Origin of the sequence: Metasolibacillus fluoroglycofenilyticus, assembly GCF_003049645.1 — a bacterium.
Classification (GTDB): domain Bacteria; phylum Bacillota; class Bacilli; order Bacillales_A; family Planococcaceae; genus Metasolibacillus; species Metasolibacillus fluoroglycofenilyticus.
Window position 1 is genome coordinate 1,590,062 of record NZ_PYWK01000001.1, and the last position, 19,930, is coordinate 1,609,991.

At 38.2% G+C, this 19,930-nt stretch carries 22 protein-coding genes and 1 CRISPR repeat array; of the genes, 18 read left to right on the plus strand and 4 right to left on the minus strand.

The genetic code is table 11. The features are described 5' to 3' along the window. Window positions 1-58: 58 nt before the first annotated feature. From thiM to C9J36_RS07445, 5 genes are all read left to right on the plus strand, one after another. Window positions 59-805: a hydroxyethylthiazole kinase gene (thiM, locus tag C9J36_RS07430; RefSeq protein ID WP_066163289.1), complete on the plus strand. Its 747-nt coding sequence runs from the start codon at window positions 59-61 to the stop codon at window positions 803-805. A 5-nt stretch (window positions 806-810) separates the two neighbouring features. Continuing rightward, window positions 811-1,626 (plus strand): bifunctional hydroxymethylpyrimidine kinase/phosphomethylpyrimidine kinase, encoded by an 816-nt coding sequence (gene thiD, locus C9J36_RS07435; protein WP_201261894.1) that lies wholly within the window; start codon window positions 811-813, stop codon window positions 1,624-1,626. Beyond that, window positions 1,623-2,258 carry a thiamine phosphate synthase gene (thiE, locus tag C9J36_RS07440; protein WP_066163287.1) on the plus strand — a complete coding sequence of 212 codons (636 nt, stop codon included), beginning with the start codon at window positions 1,623-1,625 and terminating at the stop codon, window positions 2,256-2,258. The genes thiD and thiE overlap by 4 nt, the downstream gene beginning before the upstream one ends. A 77-nt stretch (window positions 2,259-2,335) precedes the next feature. Then, window positions 2,336-2,473, plus strand: a complete 138-nt coding sequence (locus C9J36_RS17290) for a hypothetical protein (RefSeq protein ID WP_161956390.1) — start codon at window positions 2,336-2,338, stop codon at window positions 2,471-2,473. 610 nt (window positions 2,474-3,083) lie between these two features. Then, window positions 3,084-3,815 (plus strand): hypothetical protein, encoded by a 732-nt coding sequence (locus tag C9J36_RS07445; RefSeq protein WP_107942686.1) that lies wholly within the window; start codon window positions 3,084-3,086, stop codon window positions 3,813-3,815. 16 nt (window positions 3,816-3,831) lie between these two features. Here the strand turns inward: C9J36_RS07445 and crcB (C9J36_RS07450) are convergent, their stop codons facing one another. Both crcB (C9J36_RS07450) and crcB (C9J36_RS07455) read right to left on the minus strand, forming a co-directional pair. Further along, window positions 3,832-4,179 carry a fluoride efflux transporter CrcB gene (gene crcB / locus C9J36_RS07450; RefSeq protein ID WP_107942687.1) on the minus strand — a complete coding sequence of 116 codons (348 nt, stop codon included), beginning with the start codon at window positions 4,177-4,179 and terminating at the stop codon, window positions 3,832-3,834. Then, window positions 4,176-4,556 (minus strand): fluoride efflux transporter CrcB, encoded by a 381-nt coding sequence (gene crcB, locus C9J36_RS07455; protein ID WP_107942688.1) that lies wholly within the window; start codon window positions 4,554-4,556, stop codon window positions 4,176-4,178. The genes crcB (C9J36_RS07450) and crcB (C9J36_RS07455) overlap by 4 nt, the downstream gene beginning before the upstream one ends. 58 nt (window positions 4,557-4,614) lie before the next feature. On the opposite strand from crcB (C9J36_RS07455), the gene C9J36_RS07460 reads away from it, so the two are divergent. From C9J36_RS07460 to C9J36_RS07480, 5 genes are all read left to right on the plus strand, one after another. Then, window positions 4,615-5,004 (plus strand): NUDIX hydrolase, encoded by a 390-nt coding sequence (locus C9J36_RS07460; RefSeq protein ID WP_066163279.1) that lies wholly within the window; start codon window positions 4,615-4,617, stop codon window positions 5,002-5,004. A gap of 272 nt (window positions 5,005-5,276) precedes the next feature. Next, window positions 5,277-5,978: direct repeats of the CRISPR family, unit length 33 nt; unit sequence GTCTCTCTCTATATTGAGAGAGTGGATTGAAAT. A 205-nt stretch (window positions 5,979-6,183) separates the two neighbouring features. Beyond that, the gene (locus tag C9J36_RS07465; RefSeq protein WP_107942689.1) at window positions 6,184-7,332 is read left to right on the plus strand and encodes a toxic anion resistance protein; all 1,149 of its coding nucleotides are present in this window, start codon (window positions 6,184-6,186) and stop codon (window positions 7,330-7,332) included. A 111-nt stretch (window positions 7,333-7,443) separates the two neighbouring features. Beyond that, window positions 7,444-7,836, plus strand: a complete 393-nt coding sequence (locus tag C9J36_RS07470) for a hypothetical protein (RefSeq protein WP_066163275.1) — start codon at window positions 7,444-7,446, stop codon at window positions 7,834-7,836. Window positions 7,837-7,853: 17 nt separating this feature from the next. Then, window positions 7,854-8,447 carry a pyroglutamyl-peptidase I gene (locus tag C9J36_RS07475; RefSeq protein ID WP_107942690.1) on the plus strand — a complete coding sequence of 198 codons (594 nt, stop codon included), beginning with the start codon at window positions 7,854-7,856 and terminating at the stop codon, window positions 8,445-8,447. A gap of 85 nt (window positions 8,448-8,532) precedes the next feature. Beyond that, complete coding sequence (locus C9J36_RS07480) at window positions 8,533-9,036, plus strand: N-acetylmuramoyl-L-alanine amidase (protein WP_161956391.1); 504 nt, start codon at window positions 8,533-8,535, stop codon at window positions 9,034-9,036. A 274-nt stretch (window positions 9,037-9,310) separates the two neighbouring features. Here the strand turns inward: C9J36_RS07480 and C9J36_RS07485 are convergent, their stop codons facing one another. Both C9J36_RS07485 and C9J36_RS17295 read right to left on the minus strand, forming a co-directional pair. After that, window positions 9,311-10,060: a hypothetical protein gene (locus C9J36_RS07485; protein WP_161956392.1), complete on the minus strand. Its 750-nt coding sequence runs from the start codon at window positions 10,058-10,060 to the stop codon at window positions 9,311-9,313. Further along, entirely contained in the window at window positions 10,033-10,197 is a 165-nt protein-coding gene (locus C9J36_RS17295) for a helix-turn-helix domain-containing protein (RefSeq protein ID WP_161956393.1), read from the minus strand. The genes C9J36_RS07485 and C9J36_RS17295 overlap by 28 nt, the downstream gene beginning before the upstream one ends. A gap of 165 nt (window positions 10,198-10,362) precedes the next feature. Here C9J36_RS17295 and C9J36_RS07490 point away from each other — a divergent pair, with 165 nt between their 5' ends. From C9J36_RS07490 to C9J36_RS07525, 8 genes are all read left to right on the plus strand, one after another. Further along, window positions 10,363-11,259: an ABC transporter ATP-binding protein gene (locus C9J36_RS07490; RefSeq protein ID WP_107942693.1), complete on the plus strand. Its 897-nt coding sequence runs from the start codon at window positions 10,363-10,365 to the stop codon at window positions 11,257-11,259. Beyond that, entirely contained in the window at window positions 11,252-12,484 is a 1,233-nt protein-coding gene (locus C9J36_RS07495) for an ABC transporter permease (protein WP_066163266.1), read from the plus strand. Before C9J36_RS07490 ends, C9J36_RS07495 begins: the two co-directional genes overlap by 8 nt. A gap of 558 nt (window positions 12,485-13,042) precedes the next feature. Then, window positions 13,043-14,794: an ABC transporter ATP-binding protein gene (locus tag C9J36_RS07500; protein ID WP_107942694.1), complete on the plus strand. Its 1,752-nt coding sequence runs from the start codon at window positions 13,043-13,045 to the stop codon at window positions 14,792-14,794. A gap of 1 nt (window position 14,795) precedes the next feature. Continuing rightward, window positions 14,796-16,568, plus strand: coding sequence for an ABC transporter ATP-binding protein (locus C9J36_RS07505; RefSeq protein ID WP_066163262.1), 1,773 nt, complete (start codon window positions 14,796-14,798; stop codon window positions 16,566-16,568). A gap of 607 nt (window positions 16,569-17,175) precedes the next feature. Continuing rightward, the gene (gene rarD, locus C9J36_RS07510; RefSeq protein WP_066163256.1) at window positions 17,176-18,081 is read left to right on the plus strand and encodes an EamA family transporter RarD; all 906 of its coding nucleotides are present in this window, start codon (window positions 17,176-17,178) and stop codon (window positions 18,079-18,081) included. Between the two features lie 135 nt (window positions 18,082-18,216). Then, entirely contained in the window at window positions 18,217-18,933 is a 717-nt protein-coding gene (locus tag C9J36_RS07515; protein ID WP_066163254.1) for a cytochrome c biogenesis CcdA family protein, read from the plus strand. Window positions 18,934-18,951: 18 nt separating this feature from the next. Further along, complete coding sequence (locus C9J36_RS07520; protein ID WP_107942695.1) at window positions 18,952-19,320, plus strand: response regulator; 369 nt, start codon at window positions 18,952-18,954, stop codon at window positions 19,318-19,320. Window positions 19,321-19,343: 23 nt separating this feature from the next. After that, entirely contained in the window at window positions 19,344-19,832 is a 489-nt protein-coding gene (locus C9J36_RS07525; RefSeq protein WP_066163250.1) for a CcdC family protein, read from the plus strand. Window positions 19,833-19,930: the final 98 nt, after the last annotated feature.

Below are 19,930 nucleotides of genomic sequence, written 5' to 3' on the forward strand. Positions count from 1 at the left end.
AAATTAGTCGATAGAGCTTTCCGGAAAATAAAAAACTTGGAGAAAGAGGTTGCAAACGATGACGATAAGTAAAATTCGACAACAGCATCCACTTATTCACTGTATAACAAATTACGTAGTAGCAAATTTTACAGCGAATGGACTTTTAGCAATTGGTGCTTCACCAGTTATGGCTGATGAAGTGAGTGAGGTGGAGGAAATGACCTCCATTTCGAACGGCTTATTAATTAATATCGGCACATTAAACCAATCTAAAGTTCCTGCGATGCTTGCGGCAGGAAAAACGGCGAATAAGCACGGGATACCTGTTGTGCTAGACCCTGTAGGGGTTGGTGCAACGAACTATCGCAAGCAAGTAATTCAAAGTCTATTGCAGCAAGTGCAGTTCCAATTAATTCGCTGCAATGAAGGGGAGCTTGCTGCCATAGCTGGTGTAGAATGGCAAGCAAAAGGAGTCGATAGTGGGCAAGGAAATATTGATACCATTTCTGTTGCGCAAGAAATAGCCAAAAAATATGCTACAATTGTTATTGTAACAGGTGCGACAGATATTGTGACAGATGGAAAAATTATAGAAAAAGTAACGGGTGGTCATGAGCGCATGACATTCGTTACAGGTTCAGGCTGTTTATTAAGTGCACTATGTACTGCGGCGCTAACACTTGAAGGAGAACCGGTAGCCAATTTGGCATCGCTTTTACAAACGTATAAGCTAATAGCTGAAGAAGCGGAGCACAATTCGACATATATCGGCTCGTTTCAAGTAGAAGTATTAAATGGCTTAGAAAAATATGCGAAAGGCTGATGAATGTGAATATTGTTATGACAATTGCTGGCTCAGATAGTAGTGGTGGAGCAGGCATACAGGCAGATTTAAAAACATTTCAGGAGCTAGGCGTTTATGGCACATCTGCGATTACAGCGTTAACAGCTCAAAATACCCTTGGTGTATCGGATATTTTAGCTGCTTCCCCTGAATTTATCGTTGCCCAAATGAACGCGGTGTTTGAGGATTTACAAGTAACTGCTGTAAAAACGGGTATGCTATTTTCCGCAGAAATTATTGAAGCCGTAGCGGTAGAGCTACGCAAGCAAAGTGTGCAGCTTGTTGTAGACCCTGTTATGATTGCAAAGGGTGGCGCAAGCTTGTTACAGCAAGAGGCGATTTATGCATTAAAAACGAAGTTACTACCTATTGCAACCGTCCTTACACCGAATATTCCAGAGGCTGAGGAAATTACAGGCATTACAATTACAACAGTTGCGGATATTGAAATAGCGGCAAAGAAAATTTTAGAACTTGGTGTGCAATGTGTGGTGATGAAGGGCGGTCATTTAGAGGGTGAGGAAGCTGTTGATATGGTATATTTTGCTGACGGCTCCTTCTTTGCGATGAGCAGTGAACGCATTGATACACCGCATACACATGGGACAGGCTGTACATTTTCCGCAGCTTTAACAGCATTTTTAGGAAAGGACTATGCTTTACGTGATGCTATTATAGAAGCAAAGCATTTCATTCAAGCAGCGATTTCACACCCATTAAATATTGGAAATGGACATGGGCCAACGAATCATTTTGCGTATCGTAAAGCACAAATGAAAGGGCAGGTGAAGCTGCATTGAAACGTGAGAAGCTAGCCGTTTATTTTATTATGGGTACTATAAATTGTCAGCGTGAGCCGCTTCATATTTTAGAAGAAGCATTACAGGCTGGTGTAACTATTTTTCAATTGCGTGAAAAGGGAGAAGGGGCACTTAAAGGTGCTGCGCTACTAGAGTTTGCAAAGCGCTGTCAGGCACTTTGCCTTGCATATGATGTTCCCTTTATTATTAATGACGACATTGAGCTAGCACTAGCTATTGATGCTGATGGTGTTCATGTTGGACAGGATGATATGAAGTTAGTGAAAATTCGCCAGCAGCTACCCGATAAAATAATCGGTGTATCCGTTCACAATGAGGACGAAATGCAGGCTGCTGTAGCAGGTGGAGCTGATTATGTTGGCATTGGGCCAATTTTCGCAACTATTTCAAAGGCAGATGCAAACGAGCCAGCAGGCGTCGCATTTTTAGCAAAGGCGAGAGCGACATATCCTACATTTCCAATTGTTGCAATTGGTGGTATTACAGCGGAGCGTGCTGAACAGGTGCTGACAGCAGGGGCGGATGGCGTCGCGGTTATTTCCGCGATTTGTCAAAGTGAAAATATAGAGGAAACGGTTAAAAAATTTTCATCTCTTCAGCAAAAAAACTAAATGAATAAAAGTTTTAATAGCTATGTCACAACTCCTCCTTGTTATTCATTGTATGGATAAAAGGAGGAGTTTTTATAATGAAAACAATTGTTATCGTCGGTGGAGGATATGCAGGGCTTCATTTAATTGAAGTGCTGAAAAAAGAACTGAAAAGCCTGCTTGGAAAAACGATAAAAATTATTTGTATAGATAAAAACCCATACTACTCATGTTAAATTGTTTAGCACTCTATTTAAAGTAGAGTATTCTTTCTACTGTAATTATATTAAAATGGAAATATTATTTAGAAATAAAGAAAGGTAGCCATATTTTAAGGAGCAGGGAAAATGAGACTGAGAGAAGCAGCATTGGAGACGCACAGCAAGTCGCGACATTAGCCCAAAAAATTTGGTGAAACAGGTGATTGGCTTTACAGCGTTTTGATTATGTGAAGGAACGAAGACGAATCCTGTCGGCTACTTAGAAGGTTTATTCCGCATAAACGGGCAGTAAGACACCCAATTCAAGACTTGAGTGAAAATCGACTTAAGGATAAGTGAGAGATTCACTGCCCAATTGGTTCAACTAACAATCAGTGGGGATGAGGAAACCCCCTCTACTTATTGGATTTTCACTTTTATGTGGAGGCGAATGCCCGCATGCAATGTATTGTGAAAAAATTAGTTGCTACATGTGGAGAATGGGCTCGTCCGCAAGGCTGTGTGGAGTTTGTAAGTGATTGTGAATTAAAACAATGAAGAGAGCTTGAGAACGCATGTATAGCTAGGCTTTATCGAAGCAAACTGCATTATTTGTTTTACGAAAAAACTGTAGGAGGAACTTGTGATGGTATGGCACTATATTTCATCAAAGCTAGCAGCGGCTGGCTTTGCCCTTTCAATTATTTTTGGCTATTTACTTGTAATCACGAATTTTAATTTATATGAGTTTAGTGAAGCGGCACGTTCATGGACGCTTTGGGCAATACTTTTTGGCTATGGAATTATTATAACTTGCATTATTGATGCAGTGATAGAAAAATGGCAGCAAATTACCCGTTATAAAAATGCTTTATATATTTTAGCGGGCTTTCTCTTCTTCTTACCATTTGGCTTATCGATATTTACTTTTATTGCGGGTGTTACAGGTGCTTTAGTAGCAGGTATTTTTTTAGGCGGACAAACAATTGCTAAAAATTCTAAAGCATTTAACATTGCATTCATCGCACTACCTTTACTTTTGCTAATTATGATTCAGTTCGATTTCACAACAAAAAAAGACTGGCAAGAAACGATAACTGAAAATACATTTGATGTAACGTATCAGTATTTCAATGGTCAGCATAAAATTCCTTTAAAGCTGGAAAAGGGCGATATTGTTACTTTTGAAGTTGTTATTCATTTTGGAAATGGTGGGGGAGGGTACAGTTTCCAAAATGCGCAAGGTCATCCTATTGGTCAAGAGGAACTCGGTGCAAATCGTTATCAAGTAGAAATCCAAAAGGACGGTACATATTATATTGTTCTTACAGGAAATAGGGCAGCTGGAGAAGCCACGGTGGAGTGGGAAATTAAATAGGAGCGTCCCAGAAATGCTAGACGCCCATTAACCATCCACCTGCAAATGCAAGTAATATACCTAGGAGACAGCTCGCACTCATATAAAGCACGGCTGCGAGCAGCCCTTTATTTTCATAAAGCTTCACGCTCTCGACAGAGAAAGTAGAAAATGTCGTAAATGCACCTAAAAAGCCTGTACCAAATAGTAGCTGCCATGATGAATTAGGTGAAAGTACAATGCATACACCTAATAAAAACGAGCCAAGTAAATTAATACAAAACGTAGCGAGCGGGAAATATGTGTGAACATGCTGCTTTACCCAATTGCTGATGGCAAAGCGACTAATAGCTCCAAAAAAACCACCAATTGCGACGTAAATCATAAATTACCCTCCTTTGTACCGAAACGTAAGCCAACAAATGCACAAATAAAGCCACCAACTAAACTTAGAGTGATATAGCTAAAAGCGACAATCGCTTGTCCATTCGTTAATAATGCTACACACTCTACACTAAAGGCAGAGAAAGTAGTAAATGCACCAAGAAATCCTGTCGTTATCGCTGTTGAAATATTCGGGTTGATATTTGGAAAGCGTGGTAAAAAACTAGTAAGCCAGCCAAGTAATAAAGAACCAACTAAATTAATGGACAATGTGGCAAGCGGAAAATCGCTATTAAACTGCTCACCGAAATAAATGCTAATAGCGTAGCGTAAAGATGCTCCAAGAGCTCCAGCAAGACCAACTAGTAAGTAACGCATCAAATCACTTCCTTTTGAAGTTATATTTTATCATATTCATAAAAGATGGAGGGGTAATATGTTGGGGATTCGTAGCGCAGTTGTCATAGAAGAAAATAATAATGTCTTATTAATTAAACGTATAAAAAATGGACAAACCTATTTTGTTTTTCCAGGAGGTCAGGTAGAACAGGATGAAACAATTGAACAAGCAGCTATTCGCGAGGCATTAGAAGAAGTAGGTGTCGTTGTTGAGCTATTGGAGTTACTATGCAAGGTTCAATTCAACGGCCAACAATTTTACTATCGCGCAAAAATAGTTGATGGAAAAGTTGGTACAGGTAAGGGCCCTGAATATAGCAATCCAGAAATATATACAGGGATATTTGAGCCAATTTGGCTAGCAAAAAGTGAATTAAAATCATTAGATGTAAGACCGGCAGAAGTAGTAAATGTAATTATTTATTAATAGGAAAGGAAATTAATTATTCATGATGTAAAACAATCATCGTGAATTAATAGCATCATTCAAATAAGCTTTCAAGTAATTTTTAATTTGCTATAATAAATTATAAGTTTAAAGTGCGAATGTGAAGCAAACACACTTTTCCAAGGAGATTCGCACCTACCAGCTATTCGATTTTGGATTTATATGGTAGGTAGAGTGCGACAATATTCCTTTCGTTATTTATTTTTTAGTAAAAATCGATGCTAATTAGTAATTTTCCGTTGTTTTTCGCTGTCTCTCTCTATATTGAGAGAGTGGATTGAAATATTCGATAGCTTGTTCCTAACCAAAGTGTATCTAGTCTCTCTCTATATTGAGAGAGTGGATTGAAATAAGTGTAATACGTTCGTTAGTATCAGTTATTGAGCGTCTCTCTCTATATTGAGAGAGTGGATTGAAATCTTACCTATCCACATTAACTTTCAACTATTCTAGTCTCTCTCTATATTGAGAGAGTGGATTGAAATATTACTAGTTCTTTTCTTATTTTCTCTGCTTCTGTGTCTCTCTCTATATTGAGAGAGTGGATTGAAATAAACCGATTTAGATAAAACCAACATAGAGTTTACGTCTCTCTCTATATTGAGAGAGTGGATTGAAATACCTATGAAAAAGCAAAAGAACTTTACGAAGCAGTCTCTCTCTATATTGAGAGAGTGGATTGAAATCATTAAATTATTGTCCTAGTGAGACCGACCCGGGGGTCTCTCTCTATATTGAGAGAGTGGATTGAAATATGATAGTTGGCTCCATGCTGTCGCCTTTGGCTGTCTCTCTCTGTATTGAGAGAGTGGATTGAAATGTTGGTCTTATGTTGAAGCAATACTCCTTCCTGTCTCTCTCTGCATTGAGAGAATGGATTGAAATACAACAATTGGACTAGCAGCTTCATTCGATAAAACGTTTCTCTCTGTATCGAGAGAATGAATTAAAATTGTCATCATTTTCATACATGTTACTTTCCTTTTTCTCACTCTTTATAAAGAGTGGCTAGTATAATAGTGAAAATTTAATTTGCAACAATAACTAAAAAAATCCTAATAAAAAAGAAAACGAAACCTTCTACGTATTTTTTTCGTATATGAAGTATGACAAAATAATGTACAATATAAGTAGTACGATAAGAATTGGGGGATGAATATGTCTGAATATAAAAATCCATTATTTGAAGACTTAGATGCAAAAAAAGAAACGACAACCGAATTAGTAGAGGTCGAGCCTAAGCAGCTTGTTTCAAATGAGGAATATTCGCAAATTCGTAAGCGTCAAATTGCTTTGAAAACGGAGCCACAAGTTATAGCATTAGCTGATAAAATTGATGTCAATAATCAAATTGCCGTATTGGAGTTCGGGAAAGAAACGGCTCACGGCATTTCTACATTTTCAGATCGCATGCTGTCGACAATTAAAACGAGCAAATTGGAGCGTTCAAGTGAGCTTCTGCGCAACTTAAATACAATTATGGATCGTTTTGATCCGAAAGATTTTGACAAAGAAGAGAAAAAAGGCGGTCTAATTAAGCGCTTGTTTTCTAAAAGCAAGGAGCAGCTAGAAAGGCTGTTGTCAAAATATGATACGATGAATAAAGAAGTTGACGTCGTTTATAATGAAATACAAAAATACGAAGTTGAAATGAAACGTAATACAATGGAGCTTGAGCAAATGTATGATGAAAACTTAAACTACTTCCATAGTTTAAGTGAACATATTGCGGCTGTAGAGGTAAAGGTAGAGCAGCTAAACAGCCAGCTACCAACACTCGAAGCACAAGCAAATACAGGGGATCAAGTAGCTGTTTTAGAATATGAAACGGTGCAACGTGCGGTGGAGCTATTAGAGCAGCGCCGCTACGATTTAGAAATGGCTCAGCAAGTGTCGTTTCAATCTGCACCTCAAATTCGTTTAATGCAGCAAGGAAACAACCATTTAATTGCTAAAATTAACTCAGCCTTTGTTACGACAATACCGATTTTTAAGCAAGGGCTTGTACATGCTGTTACAATGCAGCGACAAAAGCTTGTAGCAGACTCAATGATTGAGCTTGATAAGCGAACGAATGAAATGCTTGTGCGCAACGCACAAAATATTCGCCAAAATTCTGTTACGATTGCTCGTTCAGCTGGTAGCCCAAGTATTACTATCGATACGATTGAAACGACATGGCAAACAATTATGGCTGGTATCGAGGAAACAAAACAAATTCAAGAGGAAACAATTCGCAACCGTGAAGAAGGTCGCAAACGCATTGAGCAACTACAACTCGAATATGAAAAGCTAAAGAAAATGTAGTGTATTTAAGCTATTAGAATAGGGCTATCTAAAAACGCATTTGTGTGGCAGCCCTATTTCCTAATAGCTTTTTTATGTTAAAATAAATAAAAATATTAAATGAGGTTCTTTATGATAAAAGAAATTGGTCGGAAAAGTGTGATTGCGGCAATTGCAACATTATTATTTAGTCTGTTATTTGCTTATGCAGGCTTTACACCTGAAGTTGATTTATTTCCATTTTCGAAGCTTTTTCAAATGTTTTTATTGTTAAGTGCGCCTGCCTATTTTGTAGGGGGAATTGCGGTTTCGATATTGCTTGACCGCTTTTGGAAGCTGCCTTCACTCGAAATTTTAGCTTATGCAGCATTTGGAGCATTCTTCATGTTGCCGTATTATTTTTTATTTTTTACTGCATCTGGTGGACCATTAGGCGTTATTATGTTGTTTGGTGCGAGTGCCGCTATTATTTTTTATTTTGTCAAAACACTGCTTCATAAGCTTTTCAAAAAATACGGTTTTTAGTATAGGGGGAAATAACGTTGAAAAAATTATTATTAACAGGGTTTGAGCCATTTTTACAATTTACATTAAATCCTACTGAGGAAGTTATTAAAGCTTTAAACGGAGAGGAAATAGGGGCATATCAAATTGTAGGAAAGCTGTTGCCAGTAGAGTTTGCCGAAGCACAGCAACAGATTCGTCAGCTTTTAATAGATGAAAAGCCTGACGCTGTAATAGCGCTTGGACTTGCAGGCGGGCGTAGTAAAATTACACCTGAGCGTATCGCAATTAATGTGATGGATGGAGCAAAGGATAATTCAGGACATACGCCGACAGACGAAGCGATTGCGCTGGACGGGGCAGATGGCTATTTCTCTACATTGCCAATTCGAGAAATGGTTAATCGTCTAACAGCAGCGGGTTATCCTGCGGCAATATCAAATACGGCTGGTACATATGTGTGTAATTTATTAATGTATACATTGTTATATGAAACAAAAGGCTCTATCCCAGCAGGGTTTATTCATATTCCAGCATCACACCAGCTAGCAATTGAGCATGGCAAAGTGCCAAGCTGGTCACAAACAGATTTAACGATGGCTATTAAGCTTTGTATTGAAACATTAGTTTAAATTAATCGGGATATGTAGAGAGAAATGCTCTATCTGTCCCTTTTTTATATGCCCTTTTCTATCTAAATAAAAAGGGGGAATGGTAATGAATTTAAGTGCAGGGCATTGGCATGTAGGAACAGGAGCAGTGGGCATTATTGATGAAGTGACGGAGGCGAGGCGCGTTGTAAAATGTGTAGCAGGTTTGCTTCAGAATAAGGGGATGAAAGTACGGATTATTTTAGATGATTGTTCGACAAATCAGCGGCAAAATTTAAACTATTTAATTGCAGCACATCAAAAAGGGAAGGGGCTGCATGTCAGTGTGCATTTTAATGCAGTTGCACAGACGACGAATAATGGGTTAGGAACCGAGGTGCTTTATAGACGGAAAGAAATGGAACTGCTTGCTTCTAAAATAAGTGCGGCAATTAGTCAGGTGAGTGGGTTGCGCAATCGTGGAGCAAAACAACGAACAGATTTAGCTTTTTTAAATGCTTTACCACAAGCAATACTTATTGAAGTGTGCTTCGTTAATTCAAAATATGATGTCGCATGCTATCAACGACACTTTTCCTTAATCTGTAAGGCGATTGCCGCTTGTTTTTAGGTCTAAAGTATTGAATCGCTCAATTGAGGGCAAAATTCGCTCATAAACAGTACAAATCCGCTCGTAAAACCTCTAAATTCGCCCGTAAATAAAGTGATTGCCTGAAAAGTCCATTTTGTTTTGACATCGTATTGAAATAAAGGTTTTCAACGCTCTGTTTTTGTTGGAGGGTAACACTGCTAAAGTCAATATTCATCAAATTTTTAAAAGGGAAGCTCCCTATTTTTATGTAGTAATATTTGTGAAATTTCATCGCTACTGTTCAAAATGCCGGCTATACACGGCTTTTTGAACAGTTTTTTGCGCTTTTTTCTTTGCATTGAATGGAAATTTCATGTAGTAACACCGATAAATTTTCCTCCTCATCATAGAGCCTCATTAATGTCGTTAAATTGCTTATTTCTTCGTTATTTTGGCGGTCTAAATGAAACAGGCAAATGGCTTTATATGTGTAAATATAGCTGAGTATTTGGTAAGAGAGCTTTCTTTTAAATTGTTTATAGACACGCTCGAGCATTGTAAGGCATATGGCGTATTTCTTGTTTTCCAAATAAATAATGCACAAGTTCAAATGAAAATAAATTTTTAAATAGGTTAAGTCTTTATAATAATCGTTATACATATCCAGACGTTTGATAACTACTTTTACAATTTCCACAGCTGAGTCAAGCGGAAACAAAAATAAGATAGAATTTAAAAGCTCTAGGTCATTAATATACGAATAATCTAATCTTTGCATATTTACCCAAATACCTTCTGCAATGAGACGGGCTTTCTGCAAGTCGTCTTGCTCTACTAAAACAAGTAGTGCTTGGTAAGCATCAACGAGCATTTCGATATAATCGTCTGCATGCTGCTCGAGATAATGCTGTGCAATTTTCAACTGCTTTTTAATTGCCATTGGGGTTGTCAAATCCATGTCTGCAAAAGCTCTCGTTATTTTTTCACGCTCGCTAATTTGATGTTGGAGATGGATATAAATAAACTCATTTACCGTCATATTAAGCTTGTCAGCAAACTGCACAAGCGTTCGGCACTTATTGCGAGTTGTCCGCGCTCAATACGCGAGTATGTACCTTGTTGGGCAATGCCGCATGCTAGCTGATTTTGCGTTAGTTGTCGATTTTTGCGTATTTTCTGTAATGTTGTTCCAAAGTTCATTGTTTCACCTTCTAATATTCCGATTCGTATATTTTGTTATGTAACGATGTTATTCTATTATACTGAAAAAGAACATGTTGAATAAAAAGTTTTGAGAATTTATGAAACATTTTTACAATCCAGCCGTATATTGATTATCGGAGTTAAAGAAAGGAGATGGCTTAGTTGCTAGTATTACAAAATGTAACGAAGCGCTATAAGGACTTTACAGCGGTTCAAAGCTTGGATTTTTCAATTTCACCTGGTGAGATTTTTGGATTAATAGGCCAAAATGGTGCAGGGAAAACGACGACGTTTCGCATGATTTTAGATTTACAGGAGACGACGGAGGGAGAGATTACGTGGGAAGGGGCCCCAATCAAGAGCGTTAATCGTGATTTGCTTGGTTATTTACCTGAAGAGCGTGGTATTTTTCCGCAAATGAAGGTAGAGGAGCAATTGATTTATTTTGGACAGCTGCGTGGCATGACAAAGGATGATTGCAAGAAAGAGGCAGATTTTTGGATTAAGCGTTTTGAGCTTGAGGAAAAGCGCAATGATAAGGCTGAAACATTATCCAAAGGAAATCAGCAAAAGGTACAGTTAATTGCTAGCTTCATTCATCGACCAAAGTTTTTAATTTTAGACGAGCCGTTTAGTGGTCTTGACCCAGTGAATAAAGATTTACTAAAAAATTCGATTTTATTTTTAAAAGAGCAAGGGATGACTATTTTATTTTCAAGTCACCAAATGGATAATGTCGAGGAGCTATGCGATCATTTATGTTTGTTAAAGCGTGGAGTCTCCCTGTTTTCAGGCTCACTCTTAGATTTGAAAAAGCAGTACGGCAAAACGAAATTAACGGTTCGTACACAGATGTCAAAAGAGGCACTTGCTGGCTTGCGTGGTGTTCTATCTGTGAAGGAAGAGAGAGATCAATATGTACTGACTTTAGAAAATGAACATTATGCGAAGGATATTTTTGAAGTCGTGTCAGCAGGTACATATATTGAGAAATTCAGTTTAGATTATTTGTCACTAGACGAAATTTTCAAAGACAAGGTAGGTGGCAATCATGTCTAAGTTTTTCATTTTATTAAAGGAAAACTATAAGCAGAAGTTAAAAGCGAAATCATTTATTATTACTACAGTTCTTTATATTTTAGGGATTTCATTAATTTTCTTCTGGTCTGATATAAAAGAAGCACTCTTTTCAAGCCAGCCAGATGAAATTATTTATGTGAATACAACAAGCTTTGAGGTAGGCAAGATGCTGGAGGATGGAGATATTGTTTGGACCCAATTTGCTTCTACCCCCGATGCGGAACAAGCGTTGAAAAATGAAGGATATGATGCAGCGGTAGTTTTTTCGGCAGCAAATGCGACGTTAGAGGTAGAACTTTTATCGCTTAACCCACTGCCGCTAACAATGCAGCAAAAATTATCTACTACTGCACATACAATTGGGCAGTTTTATGCAATGGACCAATTGAATTTAACGGCTGAGCAATCGGCACAATTATTAAATGCCGCGCCGCAAATCTCCATGAAAACGTTAAATGAAGCGGCTACGGATGGAAAGTCAGAGGAGCAAAAATCAGCAGGGATGTTCGTATCATATGTTGCTGGCTTCCTTGTGTATATATTTGTTATTTCATTTTTATCAATTGTTACTTCTGATGTAGCGTCAGAAAAGGGTTCACGCGCATTAGAAATGTTACTTGTTAGCGTAAAGGCAGAAACGCATTTTAAAGCGAAGGTAACAAGCATCTTTTTAGTTGCATTATCACAATTTGCATTGTTATTTGGAACGCTGTTTATCTTATTGAAAACAACAGATGGCGGCGCGAAATGGACGATGGTTAGTGAAATTTTAGCAGAGCTACATGGTCAATATTTACTCTATGTCGCAGCTTTTTTACTTGTCACAATTTTCTTGTTTTTAATTATTGGTGCATTGCTTGGCTCACTCGTATCCAAACCAGAGGAAGCTTCACAGGCGATGATGCCTGCAATGATTTTAGTCATTGTCGCTTTCTTTATTATGGTGACAGCTACATCTAATCCTGATACATTATTAGTAAAAATAGGTTCATATGTACCTTTTACATCTGGTATGGTTATGCCAATGCGCATCGGTGCAACAGATTTAGGGGTGCTTGAGCCGCTACTATCTTTAGCTATTTTAGTCGCTTCGACATTTGCAATGTATTTAGTAAGCATCTCCTTCTATAAACGCAGTGTGTTAACATACTCGACAGGTGGCTTAATTCAAAAAATTAAAACGGTCTTTAAAGTAACAACATAAAGGGCGTCCAGTAAGCCGTGTGATAGCCGGCTTTGAAAATGAGAGGAAAACACTGCTTTTAGCGGTGTTTTTTTATGTGAAGAGAATGGGACGTATTTCTTTCAGAGCGTGACCGAAATGCCGTGTGGTAGCTGGGGTTAGGGAAAATATAGCGAGAGTTATCTTTGAATACGAGGCGTTCTTTTTAAAATCAAGGTTAATCAATTCGCCTGACAGTAACTTCAATAGAAGATGTCAGGATTGTCGGAAAAGCTCATTTTATTTTGAGAGCGCATTGAAATAAAGATTTTCATCGCCCTACTTTTATTGAAGGGTAACACTGCTAAAGCCAGTGTTCATCCCATTTTAAAAGACGCCTTCTCTATTTAATTGAGTCAATATTTTGTAAAACATTATCGCCACTGTCCACAATGCCGGTTATGCACGGCTTTTTGGACAGCCCCTTCAGCCCTTCGACTGAAATATTTCAAAAATCGAAACAAATAATTGAAATACTATTCAATAATGTTCGAATATTTGTTAAAATAGGCAGGTCAAAATATAAAGGTGGGAGAAACAATGAAAGTATTTCGAAAGCTCGGCTGGTTTTTTAAAGAGCGCCGTCGCGAGTATTTTATCGGTCTTTTCATGTTAACGCTTGTAGCGATTTTACAGCTTGTTCCACCGAAAGTAATTGGTTATACAATTGATGAAATCGGTGATGGGACGTTAACAGCAGGCTCTTTAACAAAATGGGTAGGGATAATTGTTGCGGTAGCAATATTGATGTATGTACTGCGCTATTACTGGCGTAAAATGATTTTTGGCTCGTCTAACTATTTAGCAAAAAATTTGCGAGAAAAATTGTTTCGTCATTTTACAAAGATGTCGCCTTCCTTTTATCAACAACGACGTGTTGGAGACTTAATGGCACACGCCACGAATGATATTTCCGCTGTACAGCAGACGGCAGGTGGGGGTGTACTCACATTATTTGATTCGATTACGACAGGTACTTTTGTTATTTTAGCGATGGCGATTACGATTGATTGGCGCTTAACGCTAATCGCATTAATACCGATGCCATTTATGGCCTTGCTGACAAACTATTACGGCAAGCTATTACATGAGCGCTTTCGCCATGCACAAGCAGCCTTTTCTGATTTAAACGATAAAACGCAGGAAAGCATTTCAGGTATGAAGGTTATTAAAACATTTGGGCAGCAGGGTGATGATATCGAGGACTTTACACGTTTATCTGATGATGTTGTGGAGAAAAATATGCGTGTTGCAAAAATTGATTCACTTTTTGACCCAACGATTAGCCTTGTTATTGGCGTTAGCTTTTTCTTGAGTTTAGCTTTTGGTGCCAAATTTATTATGGAAGAGGCAATGACAATTGGTGATTTAATTGCCTTTACTACATATTTAGGCTTGCTTGTTTGGCCGATGCTAGCGATTGGCATGTTATTTAATATTGTGGAACGAGGCTCTGCTTCCTATGACCGCATCGAGCAGTTATTGAATGAGCCGATTGAAATTAAAGATAAAACGGGCGCATATGATGTGCGACCAAAAGGACATTTATCTTTCCATGTTGATTCCTTTACATTCCCGGGCGATGCAAGGCCATCTTTAACGAATGTGCATTTTGATTTACAGCAGGGGCAGACACTTGGCATTGTCGGTAAGACAGGCTCTGGAAAAACAGCGATATTAAAGTTGCTCTTACGTGAATTTGAAGGCTATAAAGGGCATATTACGTACGGTGATATTTCAATTGATGATTATACGATGCTGGCACTGCGCGAGGCTATTGGTTATGTACCACAGGATCATTTTTTATTTTCATCAACGATTTACAAAAATATTGCCTTTACAAACCCGCAGGCAGCAAAAGAAAAGGTGGAGCATGCAGCTACCTTAGCTTATATTCATGAGGATATTTTACAATTTACAAAAGGCTACGACACGATTGTCGGTGAACGTGGCGTTTCTTTGTCAGGGGGGCAAAAGCAACGTATTTCCATTGCCCGTGCATTGATGATGGAGCCTGAGCTATTAATTTTAGACGACTCACTGTCGGCTGTAGATGCGAAAACGGAGGAAGCGATTTTACAAGCATTAAAGGCTTCACGTGAAAACGAAACAACGATTATTACGTCTCACCGCCTAAGTGCCATCCAGCATGCACATATCATTATCGTTATGCATGAAGGAACGGTTGTGGAGAAAGGGACACATGAGGAGTTAATGAGCTTACGAGGTCGTTATTATGAAATGTATGAATTACAGCAGCTAGAACAGCAAGTAGAGAAAGGGGGAATGTAGCATGGAAAAACAGCCAACCTTTTCACGGAAAGAGCAAGCTGCTATTTTAAAACGTTTATTGCGCTACTTAATTCCTCATAAAAAAGCGGTTGTTATTGCACTTGCTTTACTCGTTTTAACGGTTACTGGGGATGTGCTCGGACCGTATCTGATTAAAATCTTTTTAGATGACCATGTAGCGATTGGCAATTTTGAAACGAAGCCAATACTCATTTTAGCGATTAGCTATGCGGTAATTCAAATTCTAAATGTAATTATTAGCTATTTGCAGCTAGTGAAATTCCAGGAAATTGCGCTGAAAATTATTCAGCAACTACGCATTGATGTATTTACGAAAATTCATCAGCTAGGCATGCGTTATTTTGACCGTGTACCAGCTGGTTCCATTGTTTCAAGGGCGACAAACGATACCGAAGCAATTAAGGATATGTTTGTTGGTGTATTAATTAGCTTTGTACAGGCAGGGTTTTTAATTGTCGGTGTCTATATCGCAATGTTTTTAATGAATCCTGTACTTGCTTTATTTGCTTTAGTGCTGCTACCGATCGTTATTTATATTATTTATTTATATCGCAAATATAGTTCAGTCGTTTATATGGAAATGCGTGAAAAGCTGAGTGAATTGAATGCTAAACTTGCGGAATCTTTATCTGGTATGAGCATTGTGCAGGCATTCCGCCAAGAAAAGCGCTTTAATGACGAGTTTGACGATATTAATGAAAAGCACTATAAGGCAATGATGGACAATACAAAGCTAAACAGCTTGTTGCTACGTCCTGTTGTCGATTTGGTTTATTTTGCAGCCATCGTGCTACTGCTTTTGTATTTTGGTAAAACATCGCTAGAAACAGCTGTTGAGATAGGGGTTGTGTATGCGTTTATTACGTATATTAACCGCTTCTTTGAGCCGATTAATCAAGTGATGGAGCGTTTAGCCATCTTCCAGCAGGCACTCGTTGCAGCCTCTCGTGTGTTTATCTTATTAGATGAAGAGGAGCTTGAGCCAATGCAGCAAAATCTAGCTGGCAAAATTTCAGATGGTCGCATTGAATTTAAAGATGTGACATTTAGCTACGATGGGCAAAAGGATGTGTTAAAAAATATTTCCTTTACAGTTAATCCGGGTGAAACAGTAGCACTTGTAGGACATACAGGTAGCGGTAAAAGCTCGATTATCAATTTATTAATGCGCTTTTACGAGTTTGAAAAAGGTGATATTTGCATTGATGGTCAGTCAATTAAAGCTTTTAGCCAAGAGGAAATTCGCCATAAATTAGGGCTTGTCCTACAAGATCCGTTTTTATTTTATGGAACGATTGAAAGTAATATCCGTTTATATAATAAGGAGTTAACTGATATTGATGTGGAGAAGGCTGCAGAATTTGTGCAGGCAGACCAGTTCATTAATACGCTACCTGATAAATATAAGCAAAAGGTGACGGAGCGCGGCTCGACATTTTCAAGTGGGCAGCGTCAATTGCTTGCATTTGCACGAACAATTGCGACGAATCCAAAAGTGCTTGTCTTGGATGAAGCAACTGCTGCTATTGATACGGAAACTGAGGTTGCCATTCAGCATTCTTTAGAGAAAATGCGAAAAGGGCGTACAACAATTGCAATTGCCCACCGCTTATCAACGATTCAAGATGCTGAACAAATTTTAGTGCTGCACCAAGGAGAAATTAAAGAGCGCGGCACACACCAAGAGCTACTTGCACAACAAGGCTTGTATTATAAAATGTATTTATTACAAAACGGTATAACAAGCTTATAGAAATAAAAAACAAACACCAAGGCGCGATAGCTTTGGTGTTTTACTTATGGTCGTTCTATTGGGGACTTTTCATTTTCTATAGTGAAAACCTATCATACAACCTTCGCATATTTAGTTAACGATAGCCATCAAAAGTAAGTTGATAAATATCGGGTTTCGTTGAATTTTCCCAAAAGTCATATCCGATGAAACTATTAAAATAATTCAATATGCAAGTCATGATATTTCTATGTGTACCTAAGGCAATATTTTTATACTGATTGTTGTCCAAAAGTCCTTTGATTACAGATAGCATTGTGATGGAAATGATGAATGGGCGTGAATGGTTGTGATGGAACTTCTATTTTTGTTTCAACCGAAAAACCACTCACGCGCAACAAATGAGTGACCAATATCATGCTTCCTAGGGAGGTATGTTTAGATGTGTGAATTACGGCTTTTAAACTAAGAGGAGCTCGAGGATGATAAGCGCGGATGAGGAGAGAAACAGCTCCCCCACATCCGTTTTGTTATTACGAATGCTTTAAAAAAGTTTCTCTTTGTTGAAGTGGAGGAAATATATTTTATGTTATTATAGGAGCGTGAGAGAAGATAGGAGATGCCTGAGATGAGTGAAGAGAGAAAAGGAATAGTGTATACATTTTTAGCGTATGCGATGTGGGGTGTGTTGCCTCTTTTTTGGAAGCTACTAGAGCATGTTGATAGTGTAGAAGTGTTAGTGGGGCGTGTTGTTTGGTCGTTTATTTTTACAGTGCTTGCCATTTTGATGATTGGGCAAAGGAGCGCATTGTTTGGCGATTTACAGTATTTATGGCAGCATAAAAAGCAGCTCGTTTCGTTAGTAGCCGCTTCATTTATGATTACGGTCAATTGGTTTGTTTTTATTTATGCGGTGAATAGTCATCAAATGCTTGAAACGAGCCTCGGCTATTATATTAATCCGTTGATTTCGGTTTTGTTTGGGATGCTTTTTTTCAAGGAGCGATTGACGCGTGTACAGCTTGGTGCTGTGCTGATTGCGCTAGTAGGTGTGCTTATTATGACAATCAATTATGCACGACTTCCTTGGATTGCCCTTTGTTTAGCTTTTAGCTTTGCGACTTACGGGGTATTGAAGAAAAGGGTTGTGCTAGATGCACTACGTGGTTTGGCAATTGAAACATTATTTACATTGCCGATTGCCCTTATTTTATATGCCTATTTATTCCAAAAAGGAACCGCTTCGTTTTTACATATTAGCTTATCGACAGACGTATTGCTGATGGCAAGTGGTGTTGTGACGGCAATTCCCTTGATTTGCTTTGCGAAAGGAGCACAGCGCATTCCGCTTTATTTAATTGGCTTTTTACAATATATAGCGCCGACAACGATGTTAATAATAGGTGTTGTTTTGTATAAGGAGCCGTTTACAAAGATGGAGATATTGGCATTTTCCGCTATTTGGTTAGCCCTCGCGCTTTTCTCCCTTTCTACGTTGCGAGAGCAGCTCATGAAAAAGCGCAAACTAGCATAAAGCCGAAAGTAAGTCCATTAATATGAAAGGCTGTTTCACTATTTTGCCATAAAAGTTTCACAGTCGAAACAAGCGCATTTTCTTGTACAATTTGATACGATGAAAGCATGACAGTAAGGGAGCGAAAAAAGAAATATGAATACAGGTGTGGATCTAAATATACTATTAGCATTTGGTGCGGGTTTTTTAAGCTTTATTTCACCATGTACACTGCCGCTCTATCCAGCATTTTTATCGTACATAACAGGAATGAGCTTGACGGAATTAACAAAAGAAAAAGGCATGATGCAAAAGCAGGCGGTTTTACATACGTTAAGCTTTTTAATCGGTTTTTCGATTATTTTTATTGCCATTGGCTTTGGTACAACATTCGTCAATGAATTTTTCTTGCAATATCAAGAGCTGTTGCGCCAAGTTGGTGCGATTTTAATTGTTTTATTCGGTTTAATGATTGTCGGCTGGCTACAAATTGACTTTTTAGCGAAGGACCATAAATTTCAATTTAAAAATCGTCCAGCGGGTTATTTTGGTTCAGGTGTAATTGGCTTAGCCTTTGCGGCAGGCTGGACACCTTGTACAGGACCGATTTTAGCCTCTATCATTTTATTGGCGAGTACGAAGCCTGATGCTGGGCTATGGTATATGCTTGCCTATTATTTTGGTTTTGCGATTCCGTTCTTTGTGTTATCATTCTTTATAACGAGAATGAATTGGATTCGTAAAAATAGCCAAAAAATCGTTAAAGTTGGCGGATATATTATGATTGCTGTCGGTATTTTACTCTTCTTTAACGGTTTAGAATATATTATTCGTATATTCTCTGGACTGTTTGGCGGTTTCACAGGATTCTAGTTAAAGGGGAGGAGTGCTATGCCAACAGTTATGGTCGTTGATGATGCGCTTTTTATGCGCTCATTTATTAGTAACTTGTTTGAAAACTGGGGTTTTACAGTTGTAGCGCAAGCGGCAAATGGTAAAAAGGCTATAGCACTTTTTCAAGAATTGCAGCCTGATTTAGTGACGATGGATTTAACGATGCCTATCATGACAGGGTTAGAGGCTTCGAAGCATATTATTGAGGAATTTCCAGAGGCCCGTATTATTATGATTACTGCTTTAGGGCAGCAGAGGCATGTGAAGGAAGCGTTAATGTATGGTGTAAAAGATTTTGTCGTTAAGCCATTTAAACCTGAGGAATTAAAACAAATTGTGGATACATTATTTGAAAATAAGAGTTAATTGATTAAAGCAGGAGGGAAACAATGCTTAATACTATCCCCTCTCAATATTTAATAATAGGCTCATCTGTGATGGCGGTTTTAATGGGGACCTTTGTTATGTTTATTCGTATGCGTGCACAGAAGAAACCTGTAAATGCCCGAAAAATCATTATTCCACCAATCGCCATGTCGACAGGGGCACTTATGTTTATTTTTGAGGAATTTCGTGTTGCGCCACTACAAATTGTAGAAGCAGCCGCAATCGGTTTAATTTTTTCGACCGTATTAATTGCTACATCTAAATTCGAAGTGCGTCAAGGGGCGATTTTTTTAAAGCGTTCAAAGGCCTTTTTCTTTATTTTAATTGGCTTGCTTATACTTCGAATCATATTAAAATTAATCTTTTCAAATAGCTTAGATATAGGTGAGCTTGGCGGCATGTTTTGGATTTTAGCGTTTGCAATGATTGTGCCGTGGCGCATTGCGATGCTATGGCAATTTAAAAAGCTAGAAAAAACACTGGATGTATAAATAAATAGCTAAGGCGGGGTCTTATCAATCCCTCCTTAGCTATTTTTCTTTTTAAATGGTTATTCTTACAACAAAAAGCCGTGTGTAAGCACGTTTTT